The following is a 12984-nucleotide window of genomic DNA, read 5'->3' as shown; positions in this document are numbered from 1 at the left end:
CTGGCCGCCCCCGGTGCGGCGGAGGCTGCTGCGCACCCGGGCCGTCCCGGTCCGCGCCGACCCGCCCTGACGCGTCGCCTGGACACGGCTTCGAACGTGTGTTCGGATGACGGGCATGCGATGGGACGCGCAGCGGATCGACGCCGCAGAGCCGGCGACGCTGCCCGGGATGCCGACCATGCGCGGGCTGCTGCGCAGCGTGCAGGTGCCTGAGTTCCCGGGGCTGACCTTGCACGAGGTACGCAGCAAGAGCGCGCTCAACGAGGTCCCGGGGCCCTCACCCATGCCGTTCCGCTGGACGATCAACCCCTACCGGGGCTGCAGTCATGCGTGCGTGTACTGCGTAGCCGGCGACACGCAGGTGCTGATGGCCGACGGTGGTCAGAAGCCGATCGCCGAACTGCGTGTCGGCGACCGGATCATCGGCACCGAGAAGGGGGACACGTACCGGCGCTACGTGTGACCACCGATGTGTTGGCCCACTGGTCGACGGTGAAGCCGGCGCACCGCGTGCGCCTGGCGGATGGCACGGAACTCGTCGCCAGCGGTGGTCACCGGTTCCTCAGCGCTCGCGGGTGGAAGCACGTCACCGGCGCGATGACCGGCAGGGACCGGCGTCCGTACCTGACGACCGACGACGAGCTGCTCGGCTTGGGACGGTCCGCCGAGGCGCAGGTCGCCTGGCCCACCGCCCCGACGTCCTCATGGCAGCGCGGTCTCCTGGCAGGCATCGTCGATGCCGAAGGGAGCCGCAGCAGGCATGTCCTGCGCATCAGCAACGCGGACGACGAGATGTCGTCGTGGACGCAGGGAGCGTTCGACGACCTGGGTCTCGACGCGGTGCCGGAGGAGCGGGACCTGGCGAACGGAGTGCGGAACGTGCGCCTCCGCGGCGGCTTGCGCGAGCACCTGCGGTTCATCCACCTGGTCGACCCCGCGATCCGGCGCACGTGCACGGTCGAAGGCACGGCTGTGAACAGCGACGCGGATCTCCGCGTCGTTGCGATCGAGGACCTCGGCCTCGAGATGCCCATGTACGACATCACGACGGGCACCGGCGACTTCGTCGCCAACGGCGTGATCAGCCACAACTGTTTTGCTCGCGGCACGCACGAGTGGCTGGAGCTGGACACCGGACGGGACTTCGACTCGCAGGTCGTGGTCAAGACCAACGTCGTCGACGTGCTGCACCGCGAGCTGGGTCGGCCGTCCTGGCGGCGGGAGCACGTCGCGCTGGGCACCAACACCGACCCCTACCAGCGGGCCGAGGGCCGCTACCGGCTGATGCCCGGGGTGATCTCGGCGCTGGCCGGCGCCGGTACGCCGTTCTCGATCCTGACGAAAGGCACCCTGCTGCGGCGGGACCTCCCGTTGCTGGCCGCCGCGTCCCGGGACGTGCCGATCGGGCTCGGGGTGTCCATGGCGATCCTCGACGGCGAGCTGCACGAGTCCCTGGAGCCCGGGGTGCCGAGCCCGCGGGCCCGGCTGGAGCTGGTGCGGGCCATCACCGACGCCGGGCTGTCCTGCGGGGTGTTCCTGGCCCCGGTCCTGCCCGGCCTGACCGACCGGCTCGCCGATCTGCACGCGACCATCGCGGCGATCGCCGAGGCCGGCTCCGGCGGCGTCACCGTCGTCCCGCTGCACCTGCGGCCGGGTGCCCGCGAGTGGTTCTCGGCCTGGCTGGCCCGCGAGCACCCGCAGCTGGTGCCGCGCTACCAGCAGCTCTACCGCCGCGGCGCCTCGGTGGCGCCGGAGTACCGCCGCTGGCTGGCCGCGCGGGTGGCGCCCCTGCTGGCCGAGCACGGCCTGGACCGGCGGGCCGGGGGATCGGCGCGCGGCACGATGGCGGCGGGCGCGACGCCCACCGGCATCCCCGGGGACGACGACGCGGACTTCCCGGTCGGGAGTCTCCCGGCCGTCCCCCGCGCCGCGACGGCGGCCGCGGCGCGGGCCCGGACCGCTCGTGCCGCGGCGCCGGAGCAGCTGACGCTGCTGTGACCCGGCCGGCCGTCAGCCGGCCAGCCCCGCCGATCGCGCCGACCGCGCGACGGTGCGCAGCGCCCGCACCGCGCCGCGGGCGCTGACCGGGCGGGCCCCGGCGGCCAGCGCGAGCCGGCGGTAGGAGTCGTAGGACAGTGTCAGATAGGCCACCGCCAGCGCCTCGGCCTGCTCCCGGCGGGACGGCGGAGCGGTCAGCCGCAGGTGATGGGCGGTGCGCACGGCGTGCTTGGCGAACGTCACCTGCAGCGCCTGCGTGGACAGCTGCCCGCCGACGGCCGAGGCCAGCCCGGGGCCGCGGCGCAGGGCCGGCAGTACCCACGGGCTGTCGGCGAGGGCGGGGAAGCGGGCGCGCCGCGCCTCCCAGGCGTGCCAGGCGGTGAGCGCACCGGGAACCGACCACTCACCGTCGTCGGTGCGGACGATGAGCCGGCGGGCCGTCGCGTGCACCTGGTCCCGGCGCAGCGCCCGGAACTGCCCCACGGTGGCCGGCCAATTCAGCGCCAGCGCGCACCACGCCACCGTGCGCAGGTGCTCGGGGTCCTCGCTGCGGACCTGGGTCAGCGGGCGCAGCTCGAGCGCCGGCGGATCCGGCTCGGGGGTGCGCACCGACGGCAGCGCCACACCGCCGTAGCGGGCGACCTTGCTGTAGAGCGCCACGGTCGCCGGCTTCCAGCCTCGGGCCGCGGCGATCGGGTCCAGCCCGTCCTCGGCGAGGGAGTCGGGGCTCAGCCCGAGCTCGAGCGCGGCCTCCATCAGGCGGCGCCACTGCGCCTCGTACCCCTCGGGCGGCCGCAGCCGCCGCCAGGAGCGCTCCGCCGGAGGAGTCGGCATCGACGGCAGCGGTGGCTGCCACCCACCTGTCATGGGATCAGTCTACCGTTATCCCCAACAAAAAAGCGACAGTTTCCCGTCGTCACCTGCCGCCGAGGAACGGACGGCGCCTCCGGCGCCGAAGCAATGATCACCGAGGCCTGCGCGGCGGCAGCAGTGGGGGGAGGAGCACCGCAGGGTGCTCCTCCCCCCATCAAGACACTTGGGCATAACGGATGAGTGTCCGGCGTCTCGCATCTCCGGCGCGCGCGGTCGCCGCCCATTGGTGATCATGAGCGGGTGCGCACCGTGGGCGTGGAGGAAGAGCTGTTGGTCGTCGACCCCGACGGCCGTCCGGTCCCGCGCGGGCCGGCCGCCCTGGAGGTCGCCGCCCGCCGCGGTGAGGGCGAGACCGTCCCCGAGCACGACCGTGCCGACCGGGAGCGCACCGATGATGCCGTACCCGGGGGCGAGGACGACGGCGACCCGCGGGGGCAGCTGGTGCCCGAGCTCAAGGCGCAGCAACTGGAGTTCGCCACCCGCGTGTGCGCCGACCTCGACGACGTCCTCACCGATCTGCAGCACTGGCGCGGGCGGGCCGATGCCGCCGCCCGCGCCGTCGGGGCGCGCGTCGCCGCGCTGGCCAGCTCACCGGTCGACGTCGAGCCGGTCACCACCCCGGGGGCCCGCTACACCGAGATGACCGAGACCTTCGGCCTGACCGCCCTCGAGCAGCTCACCTGCGGCTGCCACGTGCACGTCGCGGTGGCCGACGACGACGAGGGGGTCGCCGTCCTCAACCGGGTGCGCACGTGGCTGCCGGTCCTCACCGCGCTGACCGCCAACTCGCCGTTCTGGCTGGGCCGCGACAGCGGCCACGCCAGCTTCCGCTCCCAGGCCTGGAACCGCTGGCCCTCCAGCGGCCCCAACGAGCTGTTCGCCGACGCGGCGGCCTACCACCGGCTCATCGCCCAGATGGTCGCCACCGAGACGATCGTCGACACCGGGATGGTCTACTTCGACGCCCGTCTGTCCGAGCGCTGGCCCACCGTCGAGGTCCGCATCGCCGACGTCGCCCTGCGCGCCGAGGACGCCGTCACCCTCGCCGGGCTGGTACGCGGCCTGGTCGAGACCGCCGCGGGCGAGTGGCGGGACGGCGTGCCCGCGCCCGCCGTCCGCAGCGAGGTGATCCGCGTCGCCGCCTGGCGGGCCGGCCGCTCCGGCCTCACCGGCGACCTGGTGCACCCGGGCACCGGCCGCCCCGCCCCGGCCGCCGCCGTCGTGGGCGCGCTGCTGGACCACGTCCGGCCCGCGCTGGCCGCCGCCGGGGACGAGCAGCGGGTCGCCGACGGCGTCGCCGCCGTCCTCGACCGGGGCACCGGGGCGGACTTCCAGCGCCGGATCCACGAGGAGACCGGCGATCTCGCCGCGGTCGTGCGGGCCGCCGTCGAGGTCACCCACCGGTGACCGCCGTGCCGCAGACGCCGTCCGGGCGGGGCGGCTATCGTCCGCCCATGTACACCGCGAGCTGGCGCGACGTCGTCCGGAAGGACCTCTTCGGACCCCGCCCCGACCCGCGAGACCGCCCCTACCGGGCGGTCATCCGGCTGGCCCTCATCGTGTTCCGGCTGCTCCGCTTCCGCTTCGACGTCCGCGGCGCCGAGCACGTCCCGGCGCACGGCGGGGCGATCATCTGCAGCAACCACGTCAGCTACCTGGACTTCACCTTCCTCGGGCTGGCCGCGCTCCCGCAGCGGCGGCTGGTGCGGTTCATGGCCAAGGCCTCGGTGTTCTCCCACCGGTTCTCCGGCCCGTTCATGCGGGTCATGCAGCACATCCCGGTCGACCGCCGCGCCGGCACCGCCGCCTTCGAGGCCGCCGTCCGCGCGCTCGAGGACGGGCACGTCGTCGGTGTCTTCCCCGAGGCGACGATCAGCAGCAGCTTCCAGGTCAAGGAGCTCAAGGCCGGTGCCGCCCGGATGGCCATCGACGCCGGCGTGCCGGTCATCCCCGCGGCGGTGTGGGGTGGCCAGCGGGTGGCCACCAAGGGCCACCCGGTCGACCTCAGGCGCGGCGTCGCGATCACCGTGCTCCTGGGCGAGCCGCTGATGCCCGAGCCGGGGGAGAAGACCCAGCAGCTGCTGCGGCGGATCCGCGCGGCGATGGAGGCCCTGGTCGACGAGGCGCAGCGCAGCTATCCACAGCAGCCGGCCGGCCCCGAGGACCGCTGGTGGCTGCCCGCCCACCTCGGCGGCACCGCGCCCACCCTGGAGGAGGCCCTGCAGCTCGACCACCACGACGTCCGTGGCACCACCCACACGCTGCCGCGCCCCCACCCGGTGGTCCGCGTCAAGAAGCTCCTCGCTCGCCGCCGGGCCCGCTGAGCGCGGGGGGACCCCGACGGCCCCGGCACGGGGTCCCCTCAGTCGACGAACCCTCGGTCGCCTTCCGCGCGCCGGTCCGCTCCTCGCTCGCTGGCGCTCGCTGCGATGCTCCCGCCGCCGTCAGTCGACGACCACGGGCGCCATCAGCCGGAACGCCTCCAGCTCGACGTCGTACCACCGGCGCATCCGGCCCAGCGGCGCCATGCCCAGCCGGCGGCACACCGCCAGGGACGGCGCGTTCCCGGGCCGCACGACGGCGTAGACCTCCGGCAGCCCCGCGGCGAAGGCCCGGTCGATGACCACCCGGGCGGCCTCGGTCGCGTACCCGTGGCCCCAGCTGTCCGGGTGCAGGTGCCAGCCCACCTCCACCTCCCCGACGCCACCGGGCAGCGGCTTGAGCAGCAGGGTGCCGGCGACGACGCCGGTGCCGGCCACCTCGACCGCCCAGACGCCGGACCGCCCGTCGGCCGTGGAGACCGCCGCCCAGCGCGCCACCAGCTCCACCGGTGTCACCGACGGGCAGCCGCCCAGCCAGCGGGTGACCTCGTCGCGGCCGTAGAGGTCCAGCAGGCGGGCGAGGTCGTCGCGGCGGGTGCTCCAGGGCCGCAGCCGCAGCCGCGCGGTGCGCAGCTCCCCGGCGCCGGCCGTCATCTGCCCTGCCTACCCCGGAGCGCTCCCGGCGGCCACCCGGGTGGGATCAGGTCACCTGATCATCGGATGTCCTGGCTCACCGCAGACCGTGAGGGAGGACACCGCACGATCAGGTCACCTGATCATCGCGGCCTCACTCCGCCCGCGAGGCGACCCGCGAGGCCGCCGCGGCGAGGTCGGCGGCTGCGCTCCACCCTCCTGCCGCGACCCCCCGCGCCCGCCACCACGCCTGGCCGCTCTCGGGGAGGGACGGGATCGGGTCGTAGTAGGTGTAGCGGCGGTCGAGGGCGTCCTCGTCGTCGCGCTCGATCCCGGTGCGGTAGTTCTTCGTCCAGTAGCTGATGCCGTGCTCGCGGTCGTACTCGGCGACCTGGTGCACCCAGCGCTTCCCGACGTAGGGGACGTCGCAGACGATCCGCGGTGTCGCGAACCCGGGCAGGTAGCCCATGAGGTCGTGCTGCAGCGTCTGGGCCTGGGCCAGCGACACCCGCCAGTGCTCGGCGTTGGGCACCATGTCGCACATGTAGAAGTAGTAGGGCGTGATGCCGGCGCCGTCGAGCAGCGCGAAGCACAGGTCCAGCAGCTGGGGCGCGGTCGCGTTGACGCCGCGCAGCAGCACGCCCTGGTTGCGCACGTCGCGGACGCCGGCCGCCAGCATCGCCTGCGCGGCCTCGGCCACCAGCGGGGTCACCTGCTGTGCGGCGTTGACGTGGGTGTGCACGGCGAGGGAGACGCCGCGCGCCCGGGCCGTCGTCGCCAGGCGGCCCATGCCCGCGACCACGTCGTCCTGCAGCCAGTGCTGGGGCAGGCCCATGAGCGCCTTGGACGCCAGCCGGATGTCGCGCACCGACTCGATCTCCAGGAGCCCGGACACGAACGCCTCGAGGCTGCGGAACGGCAGGTTGGCGACGTCCCCGCCGGAGACGACGACGTCCCGCACCCCGGGGGTGGCCCGCAGGTACTCCAGCATCGCCGCCTGCCGGTCGACCGGCTTGAGCTCGAACCGGAGCTTGGCGACGGCGGGGGTGGAGTTGCCGACCAGGTCCATCCGGGTGCAGTGACCGCAGTACTGGGGGCAGGTGGACAGCAGCTCGGCCAGCACCTTGGTGGGGTAGCGGTGGGTGAGCCCCTCGACGGCCCACATCTCGTGCTCGTGCAGGGAGTCGCGGGCGGCGTAGGGATGGCTCGCCGCCTCGCCGGGCAGCCGGTCCGACGCCACGGGGAGCATGTAGCGGCGGACCGGGTCGGCGAGCATCGCGGCCGTGGTCGGGACGGCGTCCGGGACCATCGTGTTGAGCATCTGCGGCGGCAGCAGCAGCGACATCGTGGCGCGGCCGGCCTGGTCGGCCGCCGCGTCGGCGTAGAAGGCCTCGTCGAGCAGGTCCCCGTAGACGCCGCGCAACTGCCGGACGTTCTTCACGCAGTGCGCGCGCTGCCACTGCGCGGAGCTCCACTGCTCCGGTGTCACGTCGGCGAAGCCGGGCAGCCGCCGCCAGTCCGGCTCGACCAGGGTCCGGGCGGTGTACTCGTAGGGCTGTTCCAGCACGGTCGCCTCCTCGCTCTTCGCGTCAAACGGTGACCATACGGGAGGATGTCCGGTCAGATGGCCTCAAGACGATAGGTTCTCCGGTGATGACGGCGGAAACGGCAGAGATGAGCGCGGCGGCCCGGGCGCTGGGCGGTCACCGGGTGCTCGACCCGCCCGGCGTGCTCCCGCAGGCGGCGCGCCGGCTCGACGCGACCCCGGCGATCGGCCCGGACGAGGTGCGCCTGTCGGTACAGCGACTGAACCTCGACGCCGCGTCCTTCCGGCAGCTGTCGGAGTCCTGCGGGGGGGACGGCGACGCGGTGCGGGCGGCGGTCCTCGGGATCGTCGCCGAGCGCGGGAAGATGCAGAACCCGGTCACCGGGTCCGGCGGCATGCTCATCGGGGTCGTCGACGCGGTCGGCCCGCGGTCACCGCTGGGGCTCGCCGTCGGCCAGCGGGTGGCGACCCTGGTGTCGCTGACGCTCACGCCGCTGGCGATCACCGACGGCCTCGCCCGGTGGGAGGGGCGCAGCGAGCAGGTGCCGGCCGAGGGGACGGCGGTGCTGTTCGCGCGCTCGATCGCCGCCGTGCTGCCCGACGACCTGCCCGACGCGGTCTCCCTCGCCGTCCTCGACGTGTGCGGCGCGCCGGCGGCCACCGCGCGGGTGGTGCGGCGGGCGGCGGCGCACTCGGTCGTCGTCCTGGGGGCGGCGGGGAAGTCCGGCTGCCTGAGCCTCGCCGCGGCGCGGGCGGCTGGCGCCACCGAGCTCACCGGCCTGGTGCGTGACCGGCGCGAGGCCGCGGCGCTGTCCGCGGCCGGGCTGGCCGACCGGGTCGTCGCCGCCGACGCCACGGACCCGCTGGCCGTCGCCGCGGCCGTCGGCACCCCGGCGGAGGTCACCGTCGTCTGCGTCGACGCGCCCGGCGCGGAGCACGGCGCGGTGCTCGCGACGGCCGACGGCGGCACCGTGGTCTTCTTCTCCATGGCGACGTCGTTCGCGCAGGCGGCGCTCGGAGCGGAGGGGATGGCGGCGGACGTGACCATGCTGATCGGGAACGGCTACACGCCGGGGCACGCGGCCCTGGCCCTGGACCTGTACCGGTCCATCCCAGGAGTGCGGTCGCTCATCGACCCGCGGGTGCACGCATGAGCGTGCTCGTCGCCGACGTCACCGTGGGCGACCGGCCCGGCCGGGCGCTGCGCGTGGAGGACGGCCGCATCGCCTGGCTGGGCGACGCCGCCGAGGCCGCCCCGGCCGACCGGCTGGTCGCGGGGGAGGGGGCGCTGCTCACCCCGGCCTTCGTCGACGCCCACGTGCACGCCACCGCAACCGGTCTCGCGCTGACCGGACTCGACCTCCACTCGAGCTTCAGCCTCGCCGAGGCTGTGGCGTCCGTCGCTGCGCACGTCGGGGGCAACGGTGCCGGCATCGTGCTCGGCACCGGCTGGGACGAGACGGGCTGGCCGGAGGGACGCGGGCTGACCCGCCACGACCTGGACGCCGTCGTCGGCGACCGGCCGGCCTACCTGGCCCGGGTCGACGTCCACTCCGCCACCGTGTCCACCGCGCTGCTGGACCGGGTACCGGACATCACCGCGCTGCCCGGCTTCGCTGCCGACGGCCGGCTGCGGCTCGACGCCCACCACGCCGTCCGGCAGGCCGCCTACGGCGCCGTGGACGCGCCGCAGCGACGCACCGCGCAGCGGGCCACCCGGGCGGCCGCCGCCGCCCTGGGCATCGGCAGCCTGCACGAGATGGCCGGCCCGGAGGTCTCCGGCGTGGACGACCTCACCGCGCTGCTCGCCCTGGCCGCCGAGGAGCCCGGCCCACTCGTGCTCGGCTACTGGGGGGAGCTGGCCGAGCGCGGGGGGCTGGACGTCGTGCGTGAGCTGGGCCTGGCCGGCGCCGGGGGCGACCTGTTCTGCGACGGCGCCTTCGGCTCGCACACCGCGGCGCTGAGCGCGCCGTACACCGACCGGCCCGACACCGCCGGCAGCCTGCGCTTCACGACGGCGTCCCTGGTCGACCACGTGCGCGCCTGCACCGTGGCCGGCGTGCAGGCCGGCTTCCACTGCATCGGGGACGCCGCCGTGGAGCAGGTGCTCACCGCGGTGGGCGCCGTCGCCGAGGAGCTGGGCCGCGCCGCGGTGCGGGCCTGCCGGCACCGGCTGGAGCACGTGGAGATGGCCGGCCCGGCGGCGGTGGACCGGCTAGCCGACTGGGGGATGGTGGCGAGCGTCCAGCCCGGCTTCGACGCGGCTTGGGGCGGCCGTGCGGGCATGTACGCCGAGCGTCTGGGCGTGGCGCGGGCGCTGGCCTGCAACCCCTTCGCCGACCTCTCCGACGGCGGGGTCGCGCTCGCCCTCGGCAGCGACGCCCCGGTCACGCCGATGGACCCCTGGGGCGGGGTGCACGCCGCCGTCGACCACCGCACCCCGGGCTCGGGGCTGCGGCCGTTCGACGCGTTCGACGCGGCCACCCACGGCGGCTGGCACGCCGCGCGCGCCGAGCACCCGCAGGGCCCGCTGGCCGTCGGGGCCCCGGCGCACCTGGCCCTGTGGGCGACGCCGTCGACGCTGTCGGGTGTCCTGGCCGGCCGGGAGCGGCCCGAGTGCCGGCTGCTGCTGGTGGCCGGCGAACCGGTCGAGGTCTCGAGATGAGGGCGGAGACGGCCGTGTCCGCCGTGGAGGAGGTCGCGTGAACGCCCTGGAGCTGGACCCGGTGCTGGTGGCGCGGGCCCGGGAGCTCGCCGTGCGCGCGGCGCAGCCCGTCGTCGACCTGGCCCGGGCGCACACCACCGTCTCGGTCGAGCGGGCGGTGCTGCGGCTGGCGGGGCTCACCGGCACCGATCCGGTCACCGGGGGCGAGGGCACCGTCACCGACCGCGTGCCGTGGGTGAATCGGGTGGTGGACGCCGTCCGCGAGCAGGTGGGCCTGGAGGCCGGCGTCGCGCTGCCGGTCTGGCACGCGCTCGCCGCGGGCGGAGCCGCGGACCTGCAGGCGCTGGCCGAGCAGGTGGGCGCCGGCACGGCGCGGTTCAGCGTCCCCACCGGCGCCGCCGCCGAGCGGGCCCGCGACGCCGCCCGGGACGCCGTCGCTGCTGGGCTGGCTCGCGTCGACGCCAACCACCGCCGCCGCGAGGAGCTGGTGGCCACCCTCGGCGACCCGCCCCGGCGGCCCTGGATCTACCTGATCGTGGCCACCGGCGACATCCACGAGGACATCCCGCAGGCCCAGGCCGCCGCCCGCGCCGGTGCCGACGTCATCGCCGTCATCCGCTCCACCGGCCAGTCGCTGCTGGACTACGTGCCCGAGGGCGCCACCCGCACCGGCTACGCCGGCACGTACGCCACCCAGGAGAACTTCCGGCTCATGCGGGCGGCCCTGGACGACGTCGGCGCGGAGCTGGGCCGCTACGTGCGGCTGACCAACTACGCCAGCGGCCTGTGCATGCCGGAGATCGCCGTCCTGGCCGGGCTGGAGCGGCTGGACATGATGCTCAACGACGCCATGTACGGGATCCTCTTCCGCGACATCAACCCGCAGCGCACCTTCGTCGACCAGCGGTTCAGCCGGATGGTGCACGCCCGCGCCGGGATCATCATCAACACCGGCGAGGACAACTACCTCACCACCGCCGACGCCGTCGACGAGGCGCACACGGTCACCGTCAGCCAGCTGCTCAACGAGACGCTGGCGAAGGAGGCCGGGCTGCAGGACTGGCAGCTGGGGCTCGGCCACGCCTTCGAGATCGACCCCGACCGGCGGGAGTCCTTCCGGCTGGAGCTCGCCCACGCCCTGCTGGCGCGGGCGCTGTTCCCGGACGCGCCGCTGAAGTGGATGCCGCCGACCAAGCACATGACCGGCGACGTCTTCCGCGGCTACCTGCTGGACGGCTTCTTCAACCTCGCCGGGGCGCTCACCGGGCAGGGGATCCTGCTGGTCGGGATGATGACCGAGGCCGTCGTCACCCCGTGGCTGTCGGACCGGGACCTCGCGCTGCGCAACGTCCGGTACGTGCTGGACGCCGCCGGCGGCCTGGTCGAGGACTTCGCCCCGCCGCGGGGCGGCTTCATCGACCGGCGCGCGCACACCGTGCTGGGCGAGGCGGTACAGCTGCTGGAACGGATCGCCGACCACCCCGAGGGGCTGATCCAGGCCGTCGCCGACGGCACCTTCGGCATCACCCGGCGCCCGCCGGACCGCGGCAAGGGCCTCGACGGCGTCGTCCGGCTCGCGCCGGAGGCCTACAACCCGGCGCTGGAGCTGATGGAGCGGGAGGCCGCCCGTGCCTGAGCCCACCGAGCCCCGCGCCCCGGGGACCGTCGACAGCGTCGTGCGCCCGTACGGCGACACGACCGGCGACGGCATGGTGCAGCTGTCGTTCACCCTGCCCGTCGCCCCCGGCCCGCGGGCGGACGGCGCGGCGCTGCAGCTGGCCCGGAAGATGGGCCTGGACCCGGCGATGGTGGTGCACAGCCACGGCATCGGCGGCGGGGGTGGGACGGCGGGCGACGGCGCTGCGTTCACCTTCTTCGTCGTCTACGGCAGCGTGCGGCACCTGGTCGACCTCGACGCGGTGCAGGTGGAGGAGCGGGCCTACCCGCTCCTGACCCCGGCGGAGGTGGACGCGGCCATCCGGGCCGGGCTGCGCCGCTCGCTGGTCGTGCTGGGCGCCTGCATCGGCACCGACGCGCACACCGTCGGCATCGACGCGATCCTCAACCTCAAGGGCTTCGCGGGGGAGAAGGGCCTGGAGTACTACCGGGAGATGCAGGTGACCAACCTCGGGGCGCAGGTCAGCGTGCCGGAGCTGGTCGCCCGGGCGCGGGCCGAGCGGGCCGATGCCGTCCTCGTCTCGCAGGTGGTCACGCAGAAGGACGCCCACCTGCGCAACACCCGGGAGCTCGCCGCCGCCTTCCGCGAGGCGATGGGGGAGTCCCGCCCCCTGCTGGTCGTCGGCGGGCCCCGCTTCGACCCCGCGCTGGCCGCCGACCTCGGCGTCGACAAGGTCTTCGGCCGGGGGACGACGCCCGGCGAGGTCGCCAGCTACCTCGTGTCCGCCCTCGTCCCCGGAGCACCCTCATGAGCGATCCGCACCTCGGGCTCACCGTCACCCACCGCCGGTACGTGCCGTACGCCCACGCCCACTACGGCGGCGCGCTGGTCGACGGCGCCTACACCCTGGGGCTGTTCGGGGACGTCGCCACCGAGGTCGCCATCGTCATGGACGGCGACGAGGGCCTGCTGGCCGGGTACACCGACGTCCGCTTCCTCGGGCCGGTGCGCGCCGGCGACGTCCTGGAGGCCACCGCCGAGGTGGTGCGGATCGGCCGGCGCAGCCGCGAGCTGCGCTGCACGGCCCGGGTGGTGGCGCGGGCCGAGCCGGAGCGGAGCCCGTCCGCGGCGCGGGTGCTGCGGCCGCCGCTGGTCGTGGTCGAGGCCGTTGCCACGCTCGTCGTCCCCGGTTCAGCCGTCACGCCGTAACGAACGCATCACGCTTCGTCACTGGCCGTCCGGGCCACGGACCGCGCCGCCGCGCTTCCTACAGTGACTGCAGTTCCACTCCGGGCGCACCGGCGTGTGCTCTTCCGGACCAGTCGCGCAG

The 12984-nt window shown here is 75.1% G+C and carries 12 protein-coding genes; 9 read left to right on the top strand and 3 right to left on the bottom strand.

The window, feature by feature from the left end; genetic code table 11:
• Positions 1 to 106 precede the first annotated feature (106 nt).
• Both CRP39_RS27520 and CRP39_RS11210 read left to right on the top strand, forming a co-directional pair.
• Complete coding sequence (locus tag CRP39_RS27520) at positions 107 to 463, top strand: hypothetical protein (protein ID WP_245853792.1); 357 nt, start codon at positions 107 to 109, stop codon at positions 461 to 463.
• Positions 460 to 1998 (top strand): radical SAM protein, encoded by a 1539-nt coding sequence (locus tag CRP39_RS11210; RefSeq protein WP_245853790.1) that lies wholly within the window; start codon positions 460 to 462, stop codon positions 1996 to 1998. The genes CRP39_RS27520 and CRP39_RS11210 overlap by 4 nt, the downstream gene beginning before the upstream one ends.
• A gap of 12 nt (positions 1999 to 2010) precedes the next feature.
• Here CRP39_RS11210 and CRP39_RS11205 read toward each other — a convergent pair whose 3' ends face one another.
• The gene (locus CRP39_RS11205) at positions 2011 to 2865 is read right to left on the bottom strand and encodes a hypothetical protein (protein WP_097206470.1); all 855 of its coding nucleotides are present in this window, start codon (positions 2863 to 2865) and stop codon (positions 2011 to 2013) included.
• Positions 2866 to 3111: 246 nt separating this feature from the next.
• Here CRP39_RS11205 and CRP39_RS11200 point away from each other — a divergent pair, with 246 nt between their 5' ends.
• On the top strand, positions 3112 to 4278 hold the full coding sequence (locus CRP39_RS11200; RefSeq protein WP_097206469.1) for a carboxylate-amine ligase: 1167 nt from the start codon (positions 3112 to 3114) through the stop codon (positions 4276 to 4278).
• Between the two features lie 47 nt (positions 4279 to 4325).
• Positions 4326 to 5195, top strand: a complete 870-nt coding sequence (locus tag CRP39_RS11195) for a lysophospholipid acyltransferase family protein (protein WP_097206670.1) — start codon at positions 4326 to 4328, stop codon at positions 5193 to 5195.
• Between the two features lie 120 nt (positions 5196 to 5315).
• On the opposite strand, the gene CRP39_RS11190 is transcribed toward CRP39_RS11195, so the two are convergent.
• Both CRP39_RS11190 and CRP39_RS11185 read right to left on the bottom strand, forming a co-directional pair.
• Positions 5316 to 5846, bottom strand: a complete 531-nt coding sequence (locus CRP39_RS11190; RefSeq protein ID WP_097206468.1) for a GNAT family N-acetyltransferase — start codon at positions 5844 to 5846, stop codon at positions 5316 to 5318.
• A 133-nt stretch (positions 5847 to 5979) separates the two neighbouring features.
• On the bottom strand, positions 5980 to 7392 hold the full coding sequence (locus tag CRP39_RS11185) for a KamA family radical SAM protein (RefSeq protein ID WP_097206467.1): 1413 nt from the start codon (positions 7390 to 7392) through the stop codon (positions 5980 to 5982).
• 86 nt (positions 7393 to 7478) lie between these two features.
• On the opposite strand from CRP39_RS11185, the gene kdd reads away from it, so the two are divergent.
• Genes kdd through kal form a run of 5 tightly spaced genes read left to right on the top strand, consistent with a single transcriptional unit; the run spans position 7479 to position 12863 of the window.
• On the top strand, positions 7479 to 8525 hold the full coding sequence (gene kdd, locus CRP39_RS11180) for an L-erythro-3,5-diaminohexanoate dehydrogenase (protein WP_245853788.1): 1047 nt from the start codon (positions 7479 to 7481) through the stop codon (positions 8523 to 8525).
• Entirely contained in the window at positions 8522 to 10036 is a 1515-nt protein-coding gene (locus tag CRP39_RS11175) for an amidohydrolase (protein ID WP_097206465.1), read from the top strand. Before kdd ends, CRP39_RS11175 begins: the two co-directional genes overlap by 4 nt.
• Before the next feature lie 37 nt (positions 10037 to 10073).
• Positions 10074 to 11672: a lysine 5,6-aminomutase subunit alpha gene (gene kamD, locus CRP39_RS11170; protein ID WP_097206464.1), complete on the top strand. Its 1599-nt coding sequence runs from the start codon at positions 10074 to 10076 to the stop codon at positions 11670 to 11672.
• Positions 11665 to 12465, top strand: coding sequence for a lysine 5,6-aminomutase subunit beta (gene kamE / locus CRP39_RS28015; protein ID WP_097206463.1), 801 nt, complete (start codon positions 11665 to 11667; stop codon positions 12463 to 12465). Before kamD ends, kamE begins: the two co-directional genes overlap by 8 nt.
• Positions 12462 to 12863: a 3-aminobutyryl-CoA ammonia lyase gene (kal, locus tag CRP39_RS11160; protein ID WP_097206462.1), complete on the top strand. Its 402-nt coding sequence runs from the start codon at positions 12462 to 12464 to the stop codon at positions 12861 to 12863. The genes kamE and kal overlap by 4 nt, the downstream gene beginning before the upstream one ends.
• Positions 12864 to 12984: the final 121 nt, after the last annotated feature.

The organism is Geodermatophilus sabuli (assembly GCF_900215145.1).
In the GTDB taxonomy this organism is placed as follows: domain Bacteria; phylum Actinomycetota; class Actinomycetes; order Mycobacteriales; family Geodermatophilaceae; genus Geodermatophilus; species Geodermatophilus sabuli.
Note: the sequence above shows the minus strand (reverse complement) of the source record. Positions and strands in the feature narration are given on the sequence as shown.

Bases quoted from the DNA above. Each gene is read 5' to 3' on its own strand.
- CRP39_RS11195 (WP_097206670.1), top strand. From the start codon at position 4,326: ATGTACACCGCGAGCTGGCGCGACGTCGTCCGGAAGGACCTCTTCGGA.
- CRP39_RS11175 (WP_097206465.1), top strand. From the start codon at position 8,522: ATGAGCGTGCTCGTCGCCGACGTCACCGTGGGCGACCGGCCCGGCCGG.
- CRP39_RS11190 (WP_097206468.1), bottom strand. From the start codon at position 5,846: ATGACGGCCGGCGCCGGGGAGCTGCGCACCGCGCGGCTGCGGCTGCGG.
- kal (WP_097206462.1), top strand. From the start codon at position 12,462: ATGAGCGATCCGCACCTCGGGCTCACCGTCACCCACCGCCGGTACGTG.
- CRP39_RS11205 (WP_097206470.1), bottom strand. From the start codon at position 2,865: ATGACAGGTGGGTGGCAGCCACCGCTGCCGTCGATGCCGACTCCTCCG.
- CRP39_RS27520 (WP_245853792.1), top strand. From the start codon at position 107: ATGACGGGCATGCGATGGGACGCGCAGCGGATCGACGCCGCAGAGCCG.
- kdd (WP_245853788.1), top strand. From the start codon at position 7,479: ATGACGGCGGAAACGGCAGAGATGAGCGCGGCGGCCCGGGCGCTGGGC.